The organism is Draconibacterium mangrovi, from assembly GCF_010586825.1.
GTDB lineage: Bacteria > Bacteroidota > Bacteroidia > Bacteroidales > Prolixibacteraceae > Draconibacterium > Draconibacterium mangrovi.
On record NZ_JAAAGB010000010.1, the window covers coordinates 107,834 to 125,095 of the forward strand.

Annotated in this window: 14 protein-coding genes; 5 read left to right on the forward strand and 9 right to left on the reverse strand. The window is 40.9% G+C overall.

All coding sequences use genetic code 11. The features are described 5' to 3' along the window. Positions 1-83: 83 nt before the first annotated feature. The 3 genes from G4420_RS19905 to G4420_RS19915 all read right to left on the reverse strand — a co-directional run bounded on the left by G4420_RS19905 (position 84) and on the right by G4420_RS19915 (position 3,249). Positions 84-854 (reverse strand): glycosyltransferase family 2 protein, encoded by a 771-nt coding sequence (locus G4420_RS19905; protein WP_163325701.1) that lies wholly within the window; start codon positions 852-854, stop codon positions 84-86. 99 nt (positions 855-953) lie between these two features. Further along, positions 954-2,075, reverse strand: a complete 1,122-nt coding sequence (locus G4420_RS19910; protein ID WP_163325702.1) for an adenylate/guanylate cyclase domain-containing protein — start codon at positions 2,073-2,075, stop codon at positions 954-956. Between the two features lie 10 nt (positions 2,076-2,085). Further along, positions 2,086-3,249 (reverse strand): Pycsar system effector family protein, encoded by a 1,164-nt coding sequence (locus G4420_RS19915; protein WP_163325703.1) that lies wholly within the window; start codon positions 3,247-3,249, stop codon positions 2,086-2,088. 222 nt (positions 3,250-3,471) lie between these two features. On the opposite strand from G4420_RS19915, the gene G4420_RS19920 reads away from it, so the two are divergent. Genes G4420_RS19920 through G4420_RS19930 form a run of 3 tightly spaced genes read left to right on the forward strand, consistent with a single transcriptional unit; the run spans position 3,472 to position 8,774 of the window. Then, the gene (locus G4420_RS19920; protein WP_163325704.1) at positions 3,472-7,080 is read left to right on the forward strand and encodes a BamA/TamA family outer membrane protein; all 3,609 of its coding nucleotides are present in this window, start codon (positions 3,472-3,474) and stop codon (positions 7,078-7,080) included. After that, a complete protein-coding gene (locus tag G4420_RS19925) occupies positions 7,077-7,703 on the forward strand; it encodes a phosphoglycerate mutase family protein (RefSeq protein WP_163325705.1) in 627 nt (208 codons plus the stop codon). The genes G4420_RS19920 and G4420_RS19925 overlap by 4 nt, the downstream gene beginning before the upstream one ends. Positions 7,704-7,763: 60 nt before the next feature. Beyond that, positions 7,764-8,774 (forward strand): DUF6268 family outer membrane beta-barrel protein, encoded by a 1,011-nt coding sequence (locus G4420_RS19930; protein WP_163325706.1) that lies wholly within the window; start codon positions 7,764-7,766, stop codon positions 8,772-8,774. A gap of 15 nt (positions 8,775-8,789) precedes the next feature. Here G4420_RS19930 and G4420_RS19935 read toward each other — a convergent pair whose 3' ends face one another. From G4420_RS19935 to rlmH, 4 genes are read right to left on the reverse strand one after another with little or no spacing between them, the layout of a single operon-like run. Continuing rightward, on the reverse strand, positions 8,790-9,260 hold the full coding sequence (locus tag G4420_RS19935; protein ID WP_163325707.1) for a DUF6565 domain-containing protein: 471 nt from the start codon (positions 9,258-9,260) through the stop codon (positions 8,790-8,792). A gap of 23 nt (positions 9,261-9,283) precedes the next feature. Further along, positions 9,284-9,682 (reverse strand): phosphoribosyltransferase, encoded by a 399-nt coding sequence (locus G4420_RS19940; protein WP_163325708.1) that lies wholly within the window; start codon positions 9,680-9,682, stop codon positions 9,284-9,286. A 15-nt stretch (positions 9,683-9,697) separates the two neighbouring features. Beyond that, positions 9,698-13,381, reverse strand: coding sequence for an ATP-binding protein (locus tag G4420_RS19945; RefSeq protein WP_163325709.1), 3,684 nt, complete (start codon positions 13,379-13,381; stop codon positions 9,698-9,700). A gap of 3 nt (positions 13,382-13,384) precedes the next feature. Beyond that, positions 13,385-13,858 (reverse strand): 23S rRNA (pseudouridine(1915)-N(3))-methyltransferase RlmH, encoded by a 474-nt coding sequence (gene rlmH, locus G4420_RS19950; RefSeq protein ID WP_163325710.1) that lies wholly within the window; start codon positions 13,856-13,858, stop codon positions 13,385-13,387. Positions 13,859-14,102: 244 nt separating this feature from the next. Here rlmH and G4420_RS19955 point away from each other — a divergent pair, with 244 nt between their 5' ends. After that, the gene (locus G4420_RS19955) at positions 14,103-14,519 is read left to right on the forward strand and encodes a DUF4783 domain-containing protein (RefSeq protein ID WP_163325711.1); all 417 of its coding nucleotides are present in this window, start codon (positions 14,103-14,105) and stop codon (positions 14,517-14,519) included. 8 nt (positions 14,520-14,527) lie between these two features. Continuing rightward, positions 14,528-15,451 (forward strand): YihY/virulence factor BrkB family protein, encoded by a 924-nt coding sequence (locus tag G4420_RS19960; protein WP_163325712.1) that lies wholly within the window; start codon positions 14,528-14,530, stop codon positions 15,449-15,451. Positions 15,452-15,554: 103 nt separating this feature from the next. Here the strand turns inward: G4420_RS19960 and G4420_RS19965 are convergent, their stop codons facing one another. Both G4420_RS19965 and G4420_RS19970 read right to left on the reverse strand, forming a co-directional pair. Further along, positions 15,555-16,436, reverse strand: coding sequence for a rhomboid family protein (locus tag G4420_RS19965; RefSeq protein WP_163325713.1), 882 nt, complete (start codon positions 16,434-16,436; stop codon positions 15,555-15,557). Between the two features lie 30 nt (positions 16,437-16,466). Then, a complete protein-coding gene (locus tag G4420_RS19970) occupies positions 16,467-17,195 on the reverse strand; it encodes a rhomboid family intramembrane serine protease (RefSeq protein WP_163325714.1) in 729 nt (242 codons plus the stop codon). Between the last annotated feature and the right edge of the window lie 67 nt (positions 17,196-17,262).

The window sequence follows — 17,262 nt, forward strand, 5'->3', positions numbered from 1 at the left end:
AATCACGCGACAAAATTAATTTCCCTGATTTTTAAAGACTTACATTTTTGCACCGAATGATAAAATGCCTTCCTGAAATGCCTTTAAACAGGTTCAACACTTGTAATGCGTTCTCTCAGGTGCTTCATATACTTGTTCAACTGCAACTGAACACTTGAAATGGTTGATTGGGTGTAATTTTGTGATTTCTGGATATTGTTCTGCACACGCTTTATCATCAGGTCGAAATTGGAGATCATTGCATTGGCAATTTCTTTATCGCCCTCGTGCCTCTCCTTAACTTTTCCGCTGTCAGATTTGCGCACTGCCCGCTCCAATTCGTGTAGCGACTGATAGCTAACCCTTTTTCCCAAAGCCTGATAATAAATGGTTAAAAATGCTTCAACCCCAAAAAAGATTTCTTTCACATCTTTTAAAATGGGAAGTAAATCAGCTCTTAGCATGGCTTTTTCGCCCATGGCCGTTTCATACGGATTAGTGCCATAATTAATGGTAAAACTGGCGGGATTGCCAATAACCATGTCAGCCTCATAATTTTGAATCGGGGCTAACATGGCGGTGAAATGATCCTTGCGTAAATGAACCAAATTGGCATTGATAAACAGCACAATTTCGTTGCTGGCATACTCAACGCCACAGGCCATCGCATAACTCTTTCCATGGTTTTCAGGCAGCTTTAAATACTCGAAATGATAATGAGAAACCAGGGTTTTCAGAACATTCTCAGTTCCGTCGGTCGATCCGTCGTCAACTACAATCACCTCGGCTTCAGGGTTGTGTTTGCAACACGAAGCAACCACATTAAAAATGGTTTCCTCTTCGTTGTAGGTACAAACAATAATGCTTGTTTTCATCTGTTTTCTGTTTTCAGAAGCGAAGATAAAACGGATTACGGGGGGTATGCGAAAGGAAATTCGTGAAATGCTAAAACTAAGGACTGGAATGAAAACGACCTAGTTTTCAGCTTTATGTACCTCGTAAATCTTTATGGAATTTTTCTTACCAAAAAACTTAATCAGGTCGACGTATTCAATTTTATATTCTTTGGTGGTTTTAATCAGTTTTACAGCAAATTCGCTGGTTACCAATATCTTTTTCTTGTAGCGTTTACACTGTTTTTGAATGCGTGCGGCAGTGTTTAAAACATCGCCGTGAAAAGCCAGCTCGCGTTTTATCTCGCCCACCTCGGCGGCCATTACTTTCCCAACGTTTAACGATGCTGTAAAAACGGGCATCATTCCGTAATGGGTCTCAAAATACTCTCGGCGTTTACTCAAGGCTTTTTCGTACAGGTAATAAAAATCAACCGCACTTTTATACGAGGATTCCCGTTTGGTAGTCCACGACACCACCACCTCGTCGCCAACAAACTGATAAACACGTCCCCGGGTTGCCAACAACGAATTGGAGACACATTTAAAACAATCCTGAATAAAATAGCTGTATTTTTTGTGCCCTAATTTTTCGGCCACTGCAGTAGACGACTGCAAATCGAGAAACATAAAGATCAACTCCTCTTCGCGGGGTTTCTGGTAGTATCCCATCATAATTTTCCCGAGCGGCGCATAACCAACCTGCTGCAAAAGCGTGTTGATCAATTGATAAACGTAGCCTCCAACAAACAATACTATAAGAAAAAAGAGGATGGTTGAGTTGAATAAAAACCGTGGCAAATGCGATACTGACTCGATAAAACTCAGATCTTCGGATACACTGTAATGAACAATTCCTAAAAGAATGCTTATAACTAAAAAGATAAGAATGTCGAGAAAAACAACCCCCACCGCCAGCTTGCGCATTTTGAAGTTTCGAACCAGGTTCGGGTAAACCATATTAAGCGTAAACCAACTTAATGTAGCAAAGAGCGAAATCACTACTGATGACCACAAAATCTCATCAACCAAAAAGCTCATTCCTTTTGATAACATATCGCCCATATGGTCGTCGCGGGCACCCAGCATGCGCATAAAAATGGCAAAGCGGATGACCACATTCCAGTAAATCAAAGTAAAAACCAACAGTTGAAACTGATGTCGGCGTACCGAGCCTTTATATGTTCTTTCAAGTTTTGGCATTAAGCAGTTTTTACATGATTTTTGAGAGGTACTGCACTAAAAATGTAAGCACTGCCACCACAAAACTCACCATAAAAACGCGGTATGAATACCTCAACAGTTTATATTTTTTAGCCAACACTTTTCCCAGGTTATATTGGTCTTTGGTTAGTGTTCCGTACAAATAATCATAATCGCTCATCATTTCTTTAACGCCCTTTTTATATTTCTCGTAAGGCATATTTACAAAGTTGCCAAAAAACAGCAGGTTCAGTTTCCGCTTTTTCAGGTCTTCATCGCTGTATTGTCCCGATCCGTACTTTGGAATTACCGAAAGAATGGCAAATACCAGCGATATTAAACAGCCTACAATAAGTATAATTCCGGGAATGAGGAAATTATGCTCGCTGGTGCGCAAAGTCAGTGCGCTTGTACTCATTAGCACCGATACCAGCACAGCGTTAATGGTAAGCATTATATTGGCTTTATTATCGGCTATCGAGCTCAAATTAATTTGGTTGCGAGCCGTAAGCCTGAACATGGTTTCAATTCCACGAGCTGTACTTTTCTGGGTGTGTGTCGGTAATTCCGGAGCTTTGTCGGCCGACAGTTTTTTGATACGATTCTCAACTTTTTTGATATTCTTTAAGCGAACCGGCTCAAACGTATTCCTCGCATATTCGGTATGGAATTTTATGCCCAGAATAAAATCCAACGTTTGTTTCCAGTATTCCAGTTTCGAGCATTTTCGTTCAACAAAATTGCACATCTCTTTCCGCAGCAAATTCGAGATTTCCATAAAATTGTCCATTCCTGCATGCGCATGATCGGCGTCGCCAATAATTTCTTCGAGCAATGAATTTTTGGGCGCTCCCATTTTTGTCGCCCTAATGCACTTTTCCACTTCAACAATAAAAGCTTCATCCATGCCTTTTTCGGCAAGAAATTGTCGGGCAATTTTACAGCTTTCTTCCTCGTGGTCTTTTAACGAAACCGCGTGACCGATATCGTGAAACCAGGCTGCCACCACCACAATATCCTTTTCTCTTTCGCTCAGTCCCTCAGCATCGGCAATGGTTTCCGACACCTTTGCAACCAGCCGGGTGTGCTCAATAGAATGGTAATTCAACAAAGCCGAAACTTTCTCTTCGTAATATCGGGTAGCAAATTCCTTAACCTCTTCAACAATTTTCATCAGCTATCAATTTTAGTAATTTCTGAATATCCGGAAACGGCCACTTCACAAAGTATAGCTCCTATTTAATTTTACTGAAGTTAAAAATAACTACTTTTGAATCAATGTAAACAATATACACGGAACTTTTATTTTTTAAACTTTTTCTTAGCCGGGATTTTTGTCGGATTTTGCAACTATCCTCTGAGCTGCTTACTGCAAAGCATTAACAACTTTGTTCTGATGAAAAAAGACCTGATTAAAATTAGCATCGTTTTTTTTGCATTTATTGCAGGCTGTTATTCTCCTGCATTTGCACAAAACAATATAAGTTACAGCGTATTTCTGGCAGGAAATACATCTCCCGACGAAGCTGCCAAACCTGATGATTTCATTAATGAATTAACTAACGTTCCACAGCCACATGCTTTTGTTTACCTGGGAAATTACTCCGATTACAGCATCAACGGTGATGAAATGGAATTCAGCTTTTACCCGCAAATAAAAAATAAAAACACACCCTTACTTTTTGCGAACGGAATTAAGGAATGGTACAGCGGAAAAAAGCAGACTAAAAAGGTTACCAAAGCCATACACAATCATTTCCCGGATAACGAAGTATACACCAACGACTGGGGCTGCCCCGGCCCAACCGAAGTTGAGCTAACTGATCAGATAACTGTAATTCTTATCGATACCTACTGGTGGCTTACGGCACTCGACACGCGCTATGGAAAATGTGGGATCGAAGAAGATGAAGATGTTTTTATCTGGTTGCAGGATGCGCTGCGCAGAAACAAAAATAAAACGGTTATTGTGGCCGGGTTTCACCCGATAGAATCGGTTGGCCCGCACGGAGGTAATTTTTCAACCGCCGCGAGTGTTTTGGGATTTCCGTATGCTATTTACAAAAATACGCTGGGTGGCAGAAACGACCTGGTTCACCCCGATTACCGGAACCTGCGCCAGCAAATGCAAGCTGTTTTTCACGAATTCCCGAATGTAATTTATGCATCGGCGCTCGAAAACAGTCTGCAGTATATTAAAACCGACAACATCCACCAGGTAATCAGCGGATCGATGGTTAAACAATCGTACGTTAACAGTAACAAAGCAGATTTTGCAAGCAGCAGCGCCGGCATCTCACGCATCGATATTCATGAAGACGGCGATGTTACTCTTAACTTTTTTACAGTTGAAAATGGAACACAAACACCCGTTTTTAGTCGCCTGCTATACTCCTTAACACCAGAAACAGAGGAAGACTTAACCGCCAAACGACAAGAGCTTTTTAAAGATTCAACACACTCCTCTTACGCCAGCCTGCAATATCAGGCTACAAAAAGTTACGAAAAATGGATGGGTACGAATTACCGCCAGGTTTGGGAAACGCCTGTTGAAGCCCGAATTTTTGATATCAGCAAAGAAAAAGGTGGACTTACCGTTTTAAAACGGGGAGGTGGCCAACAAACCAAATCGCTGCGTTTGGAAACCGATGAAGGCCATCAATACGTGCTGCGTTCGCTGGAGAAATTTGCCGAAGGAGCACTCCCCAACGAAATGAAACCGACTTTTGCCAAAGATATTGTTCAGGATCAAATCTCTGCATCAAATCCCTACTCGGCAATGCCGGCAGCGGTTTTAGCTGAACATGCAGGCGTTTTCCACACCAATCCCGAGGTGGTTTATGTGCCGCAGGATCCGTTACTTAGACAATACAAAGAAGACATGCAAGGCGGCTTGTTTTTGTTTGAAGAACGACCGGCAAACGATAGAAGCGACCTGAAAAGTTTTGGCTACTCGGAAGACATTGTTGGTACCGACGATGTACTTGAAAAAATTATAGAAAGTGAAGATCACCAGGTGGATCAACAGGCTGTTTTGCGCGCCCGCCTGCTCGACATTTTTATTAACGACTGGGACCGTCACGACGACCAGTGGCGCTGGGCTTCGTTTGAAGAAGGCAGTAAAACCATCTATCAACCCATTCCGCGCGACCGTGATCAAACGTTTTTTGTAAACCAGGGAATTTTACCCGGATTTGCATCGCTACCCTTTATTTTGCCAAAGCTGCAGAACTTTCAGCCACGCACAAAAAATGTGATCGGATTAGGATTTAACGCCCGCTATTTCGACCGGACTTTTCTGAATCAGATGGAATGGGAAGACTGGCAAAAAGCCAACACCGAACTGATGAACCGTATGACGCCGGAAGCAATCGAAGAAGCGATGGCTACTTTCCCAAAAGAAGTACAGCCAATGGTAGCCGACTCTACGGCAAAAATTCTGCTCGAACGAAAAAAATACATGGAAGAGATGGCCCGCGAGTTGTATCTCTACCTGGCCAAACGAATAAATATTCCCGGAACGGATCGTAAAGATCTTTTCGAGATCAAACGAAAAAACGACAACGAAACCGAAATAAGTGTTTACCACATAAAAAAAGACGACAGCAAAGGGAAACTCATTTATCAGCGCACCATTAAAACCGATGAAACACACGAGGTGGTTTGTTACGGGCTCGATGACGAGGATCGTTTTGAGATCAGTGGAGAAGTAAACAAGGGCCCCATCATAAGAATTGTTGGTGGCCAGGATAAAGATGTGGTGGTAAACAATTCGAAAGTGAGCGGCATTAAAACGGAAACGCTGGTTTACGACCTGCTAAAAAGTACCGAAATTGAAGGAAACGGCAGAACGAATGCCAAACTCACCAACAACAAAATTATACACGAATACGATAGGAAATATTTTAAACGCGACGTGGGAATGCCATTGGCCAGCGGTGGTTACAATGCCGATGATGGTGTTTATATTGGCTATGGGCGGTCGTGGTATAAGCAGCGATTCAGGCGCGATACCAAAACATCGTTACTGGGTGAGTATTCCATTGCAAATACCTCTTTGAATTTGAATGCACAATACGAGTCATTGTCGACAAACAATGGTTTGGATGCTATTTTTGGCGTGGATGCAAGTACCGAAAATTACACCACTAATTTTTTCGGCTTCGGAAATAATTCGACATACACCAACAGTGGCTACGACGAGGATTATTATAAAGTAAAACAGCGCAGAATGGTTGCTCAGTTCGCTGTTCAGAAACGATTTGGCGAGTCGGTTTGGGCGCGTTACAACGAAGATGACGAAAATAAAGACCACCCGGTTAATGAGCACAAAATAGGACTAACGGCGCAGTGGCAACTAAACGATACCAAAGAAGAAGACGATAAATTTATTACCGACTTTGATGAAAACGGCCTTTCTCCGGAATACCTTAGCCAGATTCATTATGCTGTTTTAGGTGGCTATTACGGGTACCAAAACCTGAACAAAGATTTCAGGCCAACGCGGGGTTTTGTGGTGGATGCATCGGCCAACCGTTACATAAACTTACAGGGCGACGAACCCGATTTTAGCAAAATTAGCGGGTCGGCTGCTACCTTGCTGAGTTTTACCAAATATCCGCGTACTGTTTTTGCATTCCGAGTTGGTGGTGAGAAAATATTTGGCGATTACTTTTTTCACGACGCCGCAATTTTAGATGGCAAAACAAATCTTCGCGGTTACCGAAAAACCCGGTTTTACGGCGATGCAAGCGCCTATTTTAACTCTGAGCTGCGTTTTAAAGTCATCGATTTTAAAAACTACCTGCTTACCGGGGAACTAGGCGTACTATTATTCGACGATGTTGGCCGTGTGTGGTTTGATGGTGAAGAATCATCAAAATGGCACAACGGTTATGGCGGGGGAATTTGGGTGTCGCCGTTTAAAATGGCCATCATAACTGCCACCCTAAACAAAAGCCGTGAAGAAACGTTGGTTCAATTTAACTTTAGCTTTTTATTTTGAAGGCACTTACTCAATGCATAATCGTTCTGGTAATCCTTTTATGTGTGCAACAATCGGTGGCACAGGAAGTGATTTTGATTCGGCATGCTTCAGTAAAACTGGAACGACATGGCTGGATGGGTGCAAAAAAAGCTTCGAAAATGCGCGATGCTTACGACACGGCCCCGATCAGTCAGTTCGATCCGGATACGGTATTAAACAAAGTTCCAAAACGAATAACGGATACGGTTTATGTTAGTGGTCTGTCGCGTTCAATCGCAACGGGATTAAAACTTTTTGGCGATTCGGCAACAATTGTGTCTTTGCAAGAACTCAACGAATTTGAGATGCACATGGTTTGGCTCCCCCTGTATTTGCCCTTTAAAGTGTGGACTTCTATATCTAGAACAACGTGGTTAATGGGGCTGGAAAAACCGGGAACAGAATCGTTTCAGGAAGCCCGTGAGCGTGTAGATGATGTTTGTTCTTTTATTGAAAGAAAGGCAGAACAAAACAAACAGGTAATAATGGTAACACATGGATTTATAAACCGAAACATCGCGAAAGAGTTGGAAAAACGCGGTTGGCAGGTGGTACAAAACAATGGTAAAAAAAACCTGGGAGCCACCGTTTTAAGAAAATAATTGTATCAATTGTACGTTAATAGGCTTGTGAAATATTTTTTAGCATTCATCCTCAGTTTTATGTCGGTGGCAGGATTTGCGCAGGATTCACTTTCGCGCGAAGACTGGACGCCCTATTTTGAAAACAATTTGCCTACACGTTTTTTGTACCTTAAAATGGAAGGCCCTTTTCAGTACAATATTTCATCAACATCGGAACTACCAGAAATTGGAGATGGATCGGCAGAAATTACAGGGAACAGGACGGTTACTGCGCGTTTAAAATTCCCCATTCTGAATAAACAAAGGGTAAAACTAACCGGAGGATTTCGCTATGTAAACGAGCAGTTTTATTTTGAAGATATAAAACCCGGCGACTACCCCATGTACGTGGGACTTAATGACAGAGGCTTGCGACGTTTAGGTTTTGACATGAAAGGAATGTTTCATTTGCACGACAATCATTCACTTGTTGTGCAAACCGATTGGAGTCTGGCAGGCGATTTTCATATTCACAACAACAAATACTTTTCTTTTGGCGACTTGCTAAAATCCTCACTGGCGATTGGTTATGCCACCCGAAAAGACCTGAACACCTATTATGCTTTCGGAGCCTATTTTGGCTACACTTTTGGAGATCCTGCAATTTACCCGGTTTTTAATTACTCAAAACGCTTTGCAAATGGAATTGGACTGGATTTACTTCTGCCCCAAGGATTTAAGGCCTGGAAACAGATCAACGAAAGATTTTATGTAGTTTGCGATGCCGAGATATCGGGAACCAGTTACACCGTACGTGTCGACGATACCATATTAAATGAAACTGAAAGTATACAGCTACGCCAATCCACCATTGATGCAACGGTTGGAATAATTACTCAAATAAATAAATGGGTTGGTTTTGAGGCGAAATTTGGTTACTCAAACAACATTAACTTTAATATTACGGAATCGAACTTTAAACCTGGAAGCACTTTGCCGCGCCCGGATACCGACTATCTGATCAAATCCACTGTTTCCGGTGCTCCTTATGCAAGTGTGGCTTTGTTCTTGTCGGTTCCCAGAAACTTAATGGATCGATGTATTGAATAACACTCCTTTGCTGATTTAAAAGGATTCATCAAGCTCGCGCACAATATCTTCCATTACTTTAACGACAGAATCGCCAATTTCGGTAGCACCATCAATTATTTTATCCAGATCCTCGTCCAGATCTTCATCAATGTATTTCTGAACCTTATCGCCAATTTTATTTACGTCGTCCTTAAAAAGTTCACGCAGTATATCTCCAACACTTTCCTTGTTTTTTAAGGCATGATATTTAATGATCAATCCTTTAATTTTTATCTGATCTTCAACCGTAAAATCGTCGCGGTATTCGAGGTACCACTCCGAATTATACTTTTCGAATTTCTCATCGGCCCACTCCCAGTCTTTCCGGCCATATTTTTTGTGGTTGTTCTCTACCCGCTCAACAAAACGTTCAAACCGGTCGAGATAATCTTCTTTCGTTGTTGGAGCAGAACATGCAACCAAACAAACCAAACAACACACTATCAAATATTTTGAGTACTTCATTTACAGTTCTTATTTCAAATAAATTAGGGTTTCCAGGGCCATTTTACGCAATCTTTAATTTCGGGAAACAGCACATAGTCAGCTCTTCCTTTCATGGCACAGGTTTTTACATCTAAACCTTTTAACTGTTCAAGTGCTGCCTCCATGGTTTTCCCCGATACCGATACATCGTCGACCAACAAAATACGTTTCCCTTCCAAATCCCAGTTGGCTTTTTCCAGTACTTTAGGCTCGTTGTAGCGCGGATTATTTTCGTCATCGCGGTAATTCATTGTCATCACCAACAGTTCGGCATCAAGATGATAGGCCACCATTGTTGCTGCCGGAACACCGCCTGTGCCAATGCCAATTACCACATCAATTTTGGGAAATTCAATTAGTCGCAGTCGTTCTGTTATTTCTTTAAATGATAGTGAAACCATGTTTTTCTTTGTTTTCTAATTTTTCAATGTTTGCTCGTATACCGGAATTTCAAGAAAGAACGTTGTGCCTTTTCCCATCTCGGTTTCGAACCAGATTCTGCCGGCAAAATTCTCAACGATATTCTTTACAATCGAAAGTCCTAATCCCATTCCACTGGTTTTGGTCGTAAAACTTGGGCTAAACAACTTATCGCGCAACTCGGTATCAATTCCGGAACCGTTATCTTCCACCGAAATTACTGCCATGTGATGGCGTCGGTCCAGCCTGATTTTAATCCGTCCTTTTCGGCCCTCGGGAATGGCCTGAATGGCATTTCGAATCAGGTTTATAATTGCCCGCGACAACTGTTCCCTATCTGCATTTACTTCAAGATTTTCGTAGCCGTTCGAATCAAATTTAATGTCTATTTCACTGTGCGTTCCATACAGATCGATCGATTTTTTCAGCTGCTCGGATAAACAGAATACCTGGTTACGGGCCGTTGGAATTTTTGCAAAGTTCGAGAACTCGGTAGCAATATTCGAAAGGTTGTCAATCTGCTCGATAAGTGTTGAGGTCACCCGATCTAAAAACTCGTTATACTCTTCGTTTTTTCCTTTGGCGCGTTGCAAATACTGGATGTTCAGCTTCATCGGTGTTAGCGGATTTTTAATTTCGTGCGCAATTTGTTTTGCCATTTCGCGCCATGCCGATTCCCTTTCCGATCGTGCCAGCAAATCGGCACTCACTGCCAGCTCATCAACCTTTTTATTGTATTCCCGAACCAGGCTTCCAATTTCGTCTTTCCGGTTGTACTGAATAGGCTCGTTCCGTTTACCCAGCTGCATTTTTTGCAGGTTCTCCTGAATAACAACCAGAGGCCTTGTAATCTGGTTGGCTATAAAAACTGCTGCAATAATACTGGCCAAAAACAGTAATACGTATAGGTTGATGAACGCCACAATAAAGGTGGAAATCTCCTGGCTGTAGTTATCCTGCCTGATAAAATAAGGCAGGTTAATTACGCCCAGGTAATCGCCAAAATTATTGATAATTGGACGATACGCCGACAGGTACGACAGCTTTCCGATATTCTCGGGCTGGAAATAACTGATAGAGTAATTCTGATACACTTCGTAGTTGGCGCGGGCATTTATGCGCGACGATACCAGTCCGCGCTCAAAAATCTCGAAACGCGAAGAAGCGATAAGCGCCCCGTCAATTCCGTAAATATTAATATCAGTTCTGAAAATGTTGGAGAGTTTTGCCAGCTCCTCACGCATCCATTCTTCCAGTTCCGGCGTTATCTCGTGTTTGTCGGTCAGGCGCATATCAATTTCTTCCGAAATCGACTTCATTTTCTCATTCAAATCGTCCTGATGTTTCTGCCGGTATTCTTTTACATTGTAGAAAAGCGTAACCCCGGCAACAACCATTAACGAAATAAAAACAATGGAGATAATAGCCGCCTGTATTTTAAATTTCAGATCGAAAAATACCTTTCTTCCCCGAATCGACCGATTAAGGATCATTAAAACAACAAGCAGTGTAAGAAAATAAAATACAAACAAATAAGGAAAAGAAATGAGGTAATCGATAGGTGTTAGCAGCTCTCGCGAAACAACCACATAGTTCTGCTGGTTGGTACGATAAACCAGGTGTTCGTATTTTCCCTGACGAAGAAATGAAAACTCATCATCCGATTTCAAGTAAACGTGTCCGTTGTAGTTGTAGTTGTAATCGCCATACTTATCGGCAAGTTCTCCGGCATAATATTTTGCATAATTGAATTTTCGGTATTTCTCCGGACGAGTCATCGATTTATCAATCAGCAACTCGGGGAAACCAATGCCTTCGAACAATAAATCAGAATCCAGATCGATATAAATTGTTATGCCTTCACCTCCATCAACCAAAGGATAGTGCAAACGGCCGGTGTATGAAATCCTTCCGTTCATATTGTCCATAAAATAAAAGTTCGTACCGGGAATTTGAATTCCTTCCGATTCAATTTTGTCATTCAAATAAGGCATGCACGACACTTCATAATCATCAGGAGGAATAATCAAATTACTTGCCTCGCGACACACCAGAATATTTAAGAGGTACTTCCTGAAATAAGTGTTGAAATAAGATTGCCGGATGTGTTCAATTGCATCGCCATCCCTATTTTGAAGTAACAAAGTTGGTATATCCGGATCCTTTGTAATCTGCTCTTGTATTTCGGTCATAAATACTTCCGCAGCCGGATCGCGCTCAGCAACCAGTGTCACAGCCAATAGTTTCTGCTGTCCTTTATCCATTTTGCTGATAGTACGGTTAATTACAACCAACGAATAAACAGAAACCACCGCCACATAAATAATCAGATAACTTAAGGTAAAGGTTTGCAAATAATGCCGTGTTATCAGCGAAGAAAGTATTACGCAAATAATAAATAGCAACAGTGCGTAAATAGATACATTTTGTACAGCAATATATTGTACCCCTGCAAAAAATAAACTAATTACCAGCGTTAACAGAACCAGTTGGTAGAGTTTAAAATTTTTGAGTGTTTTTTCGTTCAGCCTGATGGTAAAAAATACAACTCCCAAAAGCAACAAACTGATCGAAAAAATGCCCAAAACACTTTGTGGCGAGATATCGATAATCTTATTCAGCGCAAATGAAACGGTTGAATTATAGATGAGTTCCTTTATCAAATTATCGACCAATAAATACAGGCTGGCATTAAAAATTAAGAGCAGGATTATGATTATTTTACGGGGTAAAACTGAGTTCCTCTGTAAATCACGAATATTCAGGTCGACCGCGAAATTGTAAATCCAAAACAGGAAAAATAAGGCCAGGAGAAAATAATCGCCCAGCGATGGCAACCACTCGTTTATGGCAAAATAATCGGGGCTAAAAAATCTTAGATGGAAGAATACTTTCGGGACCTGAAAAATGAGGTGAATCCAATACACCACAAACAACGCCACTCCCAGCGAAACCAGTTTCAGGAAAAACGGTGCATCGTTGTCTACAAATTCTTTTCGGAAATAAAAGAGCAGTAAAATAAGCCCTATAAAATAAATGGCCCCGGGAAAATACAGCTGATTGGTGGTACACAAATAATTTCCGTAGGGCAAAAGTGTAAACAGGTAATCGCCTTTCAGGTCGACAATATCGTAACCGTGATTGAATTTTTCTGTTCGTATAATATAATCGTTGGGAAGCTTGTAATTTTTAAAGAAATTATTTTGCAGGTACTTGTTTTCGTAGGTATAGTTGCGTTTTATTAAATGAAAAACCGCTGCCGTATACTCACCAACATTCATGGTATCAACCAGATAATATCCATTTGGCAATTTTGCCAGTCCACTGGTTTTTGGCAGATCATCCAGGCGGTCGTAAAAAGTAATTCCTCGGTCGGACCAAAAAAACAGTTCATTATTTTTAAAAACCATCGCAGCAAATCCGGTTTCGCGGATAAGTGTTTCATCCTGGCTAAAAAATTCGCTGATATCCTCATCCAGTTCGTCTTCAATCAGCACTTGTTTAATTTCCTGCAGCTTATGCTGAAGCTCTGCTTCGCTTGCCAACAGCTGAGTCTGAAAATCGTCGATAAGTTTGGTTTCAGGATTTCGCCGCAGCAAACCATTTTCAAGAATGGCTGCCACTACCAAAATACCGATGGCTAAAATGAGGAAAGTATATTTATTAAGTTTAACCAACATTAGCTATTCATGATGATATGGTTCGCCTTTCAAAATTGTCATTGCTCTGTATATTTGTTCTACGCACAACAATCGCACCATTTGATGCGAAAATGTTAAGCGCGACAGTGAAATTTTTGAACTGGCATGTTTATACACTTCTTCAGAGAAACCGTATGGGCCGCCCACTACAAGTATCAGCTCTTTTGGCCCGCTTATCATTTTTTTCTCTAAAAACTGCGAAAACTCCACCGACGAAAACATCTTCCCTTTTTCATCGAACAAATGCAACTCCTTGCCAGCCGTCAGCTTTGAAAGAATAATTTCGCCTTCTTTATTTTTTTGTATCTCCGGGTTGGTATTCTTTCCCTTTTTGATATCGGGGATAACTTCCATCTCGAAACTGATATAATGTTTCAGGCGTTTCAAATATTCGTTCATCCCATCGCGTAAATAGGCCGCATCAGTTTTACCAACAACCAGTAATGTAATCTTCATTTCACAAAAATCGTTTATATACAGAAGTTATCGTAGTTTGCCAGACTTTATCCAATTCTCAAACTTTCGGATAGACAAAATGGCGCCAACACATAATCCTCTGAAGGCGAATTAAATATAATTATGTTTCTACAACAATCGCCCAATTGATTTTTAATTTTATAAATTTACAGTAAAAATATGCGTATAAAAGTGTTTTTGCATAGTTTTTGCTTATTATGCAACACATATACTGAATTAAAATATGATGAGAAATTTTAAACATATATTTTCAATTATTCTGATATTTTGTAGTTTCCTTGCAGGAGCTGCTCATTTACCTCAGGATAAAAAGGTTCCGAACGAAATTAATGTTGGTTTGGCAACCGGAGATGCAAAAGTACTCTCCTCTTATTTTAACCAAAACGTAGAACTCGTAGTGCTTGATAACGACAATGTATACAGCAAAGCCCAGGCCCAACAAATTGTAACCAACTTTTTCAGTAAATTCCCCCCGATAGAAAAAAATGCTTTTAGCATTATTCACGACAGTGGAAAAGAGAATGCACAATACGTAATCGGGAAATTAAAAACAGAAAAAGGCGATTTCAGGGTTTACTTTTTGCTGAAACAAAACGATGGCAAACAATACATTCACCAACTACGAATTGAACAACAATAATGGCCGTTATGGCATCGGAAAAAATCACTTTTAAGCGAATTAAAAAGCTGAGCGAAAGAGCCGTTGAACACGCCAAACGTATTTCGCTCCCACTTTTTGATGGTGTGCCTGTTTACGATGTATTGTTATTTTTTTGGAGAAGCATTGTAGACGGGTCTATAACCACGCGTGCATCAGGTATTGCATTTTCCTTTTTTATTGCACTTTTTCCCGGTATCATTTTCCTTTTCACTCTTATTCCTCTCAGTGGATTTCAGGATGAGCTATTTGTAATTATTCAGGAGATAGTTCCGGTAAGTGTCTGGCCAACAATAGAAGAAACCATAACTGAGATAGTGATGCGCCCCCGTGGAGACTTGCTGTCGCTGAACTTTGTTATGGCACTAATTTTTGCCACCAATGGTTTTGTTTCGATGATGAGCGCTTTTGATGCTACCGTGCACAATATTAACCGCCGGAAATGGTGGAGCCAGTATATTGCAGCAGCTCTTATGCTCGTAGTTTTTACCTTAGCCCTTACTGTCGCCATTGCCCTGTTAACCGGAGGCCAGATGTTGATCAATTACCTCGACCGCATTGATATTATTCAAGACAAGTTTCTGGTGTATCTGTTGATTGTAGGTAAATGGATAATAACGATCACGATCTTCTTTTTTGCCTTTTCATTTCTCTATTACATGGCGCCGGCCAAAAAAACAAAATGGCGTTTTATCTCTGCAGGAGGAACACTGGCAACCGTACTTAGTATTGTTGGTTTTGCAGGCATGTCGTATTACCTCAATAATTTTAGCCAATACAATAAGCTCTACGGCTCTATCGGAACGCTGCTGGCAATCCTTTTTCTGATGTATGTAATGTCGTTGATTTTGCTGATCGGATTTGAGCTGAACGCGAGTATATACCAGGCACACACCTACCAAAATGAGGACTAGGAAAGGATGAAGGATTATTGCTTAAGGATGAAGGATAATGTAGAGCTTTTCTGAAATAACAATCAATCTTTTCAATCTGAAAACTAAAAACTGCGACTGCAAACTATTTCTTCCCTTGTTTAAAAAGCAGCTCCTTTTCTTTTTTGGTTAAACTCTCGTAACCCGATTTTGCAATTTTATCAAGAATACGATTGATCTCGTCTTGCTGCTGGTGTTTCTGACGGTTGTATTCATGATCGTCTCGCGGAGGTTTTCGGTAAGTAACTTTCATTTTACTTTTGTGCTTAAAAAGTCCGCCAAAAAACCCGCCAATTTTATTCACTAAATTAACCAGTCCCGCTCCCATATCTTTTCCTTTTCGCAATTGATAAATATAAAACCATCCCCAGAAAGCACCACCCAAATGCGCAATATTACCACCGGGATTTGTTGAAGAAATACCGATTACGGATAATAAAACGTAAAAAGCAGCTACATATTTCAATGGAAAACGACCGATAAAAAACAGGTGTATCTCGCGGTTGGGATCGTAAAAAGCAATGGCCACCAAAACAGCAAAAATGGATGCGGAAGCACCCAGTAATAAACCGTTAGTAGAACTAAATACAGGAAGAAGATTGTAAGCGATAACATACAAAAAGGCGCCCCAAAGTCCGCCCATAATATAAACGCCCAACAGTTTGCCTCCTTCGAAATGATAAAGAAACAACTGACCAAACCAGTACAGGCCAATCATATTAAAAAAGAGATGAATAAATCCCTGGTGTAAAAACATGTAAGTTATCGGTGTCCATGGGCGTTGCGCCAAAACTTCGGTAACCGAAGGAACTGATAACCACTGATACACCGGCAAACTTTGTCCGCTCAGGTAAAAAAATACCCCAATGATTTTCAGCAAAAGAAAAACACCAATATTTATGTAAATCAACCGGGTTAATACCGATCCTTCTTTAAATGTTCGTTTTATATCGCCTGCAATATCCACTCCCCTGGTTTTTAAAAATCTGTATATTCGTTAATAAAAACGGTTGGAATGTTTGTTCCAGTATTTGATCATAAAATAACCAAACAACATTCCGCCCAGGTGGGCAAAGTGAGCAACACTTCCCTGAATTCCGGATACGCCAAAGAACAATTCCAAAGCACCGTAACCAATTACAAAATATTTGGCTTTAATGGGTATTGGCGGAAAGAGCAACATCAGCTCGGTATTTGGGAACAGCATTCCGAAACCTAACAAAATGCCGAATACTGCCCCCGAAGCACCAACTGTTGGCGTATTCATAAATGTTGTGATCTTTTCTGAAACTGTACCGGGAATATATTTCCCCTGTGCTGCAATTTCTTTGAAATAAGCCAGCTGATCGGGTGCAACATGCGCAACAGCCACTTTATACTCAACATAAGTAACCAGCAGCTGTATAAGCGCTGCCCCTACTCCTGTAACCAAATAAAAAGTAAGGAAACGTTTGGCCCCCCAAACGCCTTCCAGCACACGTCCAAACATATACAACGCAAACATATTAAAGAAGATATGCCCAAATCCCGGCGTACTGTGCATAAACATGTAGGTGAAGATCTGGTATAACCTGAATTTTTCAGAAAGCGGGAAATACAAACCAAGAATGGAATACAGATCAGTTCCGGCTTGTTTTAAAACAATGGTGGCAATAAAAAACAACACGTTGGCAAGAATCAGGTTCTTTACCACTGGTGGCATATTTAAGGCTGGACGATAATTCATTCGTATATTTTTTAATATTTCAAAAGTAACTGATGAAAGCCGGAACTCAAAAGCCCGGAACTTGTAC

What these genes read in the sequence shown, in the direction of transcription:
- G4420_RS19960 (WP_163325712.1), top strand. Translation starts at nt 14,528, where the DNA reads ATGGCATCGGAAAAAATCACTTTTAAGCGAATTAAAAAGCTGAGCGAA.
- G4420_RS19910 (WP_163325702.1), bottom strand. Translation starts at nt 2,075, where the DNA reads ATGCCAAAACTTGAAAGAACATATAAAGGCTCGGTACGCCGACATCAG.
- G4420_RS19970 (WP_163325714.1), bottom strand. Translation starts at nt 17,195, where the DNA reads ATGAATTATCGTCCAGCCTTAAATATGCCACCAGTGGTAAAGAACCTG.
- rlmH (WP_163325710.1), bottom strand. Translation starts at nt 13,858, where the DNA reads ATGAAGATTACATTACTGGTTGTTGGTAAAACTGATGCGGCCTATTTA.
- G4420_RS19930 (WP_163325706.1), top strand. Translation starts at nt 7,764, where the DNA reads ATGTCGGTGGCAGGATTTGCGCAGGATTCACTTTCGCGCGAAGACTGG.
- G4420_RS19945 (WP_163325709.1), bottom strand. Translation starts at nt 13,381, where the DNA reads ATGTTGGTTAAACTTAATAAATATACTTTCCTCATTTTAGCCATCGGT.
- G4420_RS19940 (WP_163325708.1), bottom strand. Translation starts at nt 9,682, where the DNA reads ATGGTTTCACTATCATTTAAAGAAATAACAGAACGACTGCGACTAATT.
- G4420_RS19920 (WP_163325704.1), top strand. Translation starts at nt 3,472, where the DNA reads ATGAAAAAAGACCTGATTAAAATTAGCATCGTTTTTTTTGCATTTATT.
- G4420_RS19935 (WP_163325707.1), bottom strand. Translation starts at nt 9,260, where the DNA reads ATGAAGTACTCAAAATATTTGATAGTGTGTTGTTTGGTTTGTTTGGTT.
- G4420_RS19915 (WP_163325703.1), bottom strand. Translation starts at nt 3,249, where the DNA reads ATGAAAATTGTTGAAGAGGTTAAGGAATTTGCTACCCGATATTACGAA.
- G4420_RS19905 (WP_163325701.1), bottom strand. Translation starts at nt 854, where the DNA reads ATGAAAACAAGCATTATTGTTTGTACCTACAACGAAGAGGAAACCATT.
- G4420_RS19955 (WP_163325711.1), top strand. Translation starts at nt 14,103, where the DNA reads ATGATGAGAAATTTTAAACATATATTTTCAATTATTCTGATATTTTGT.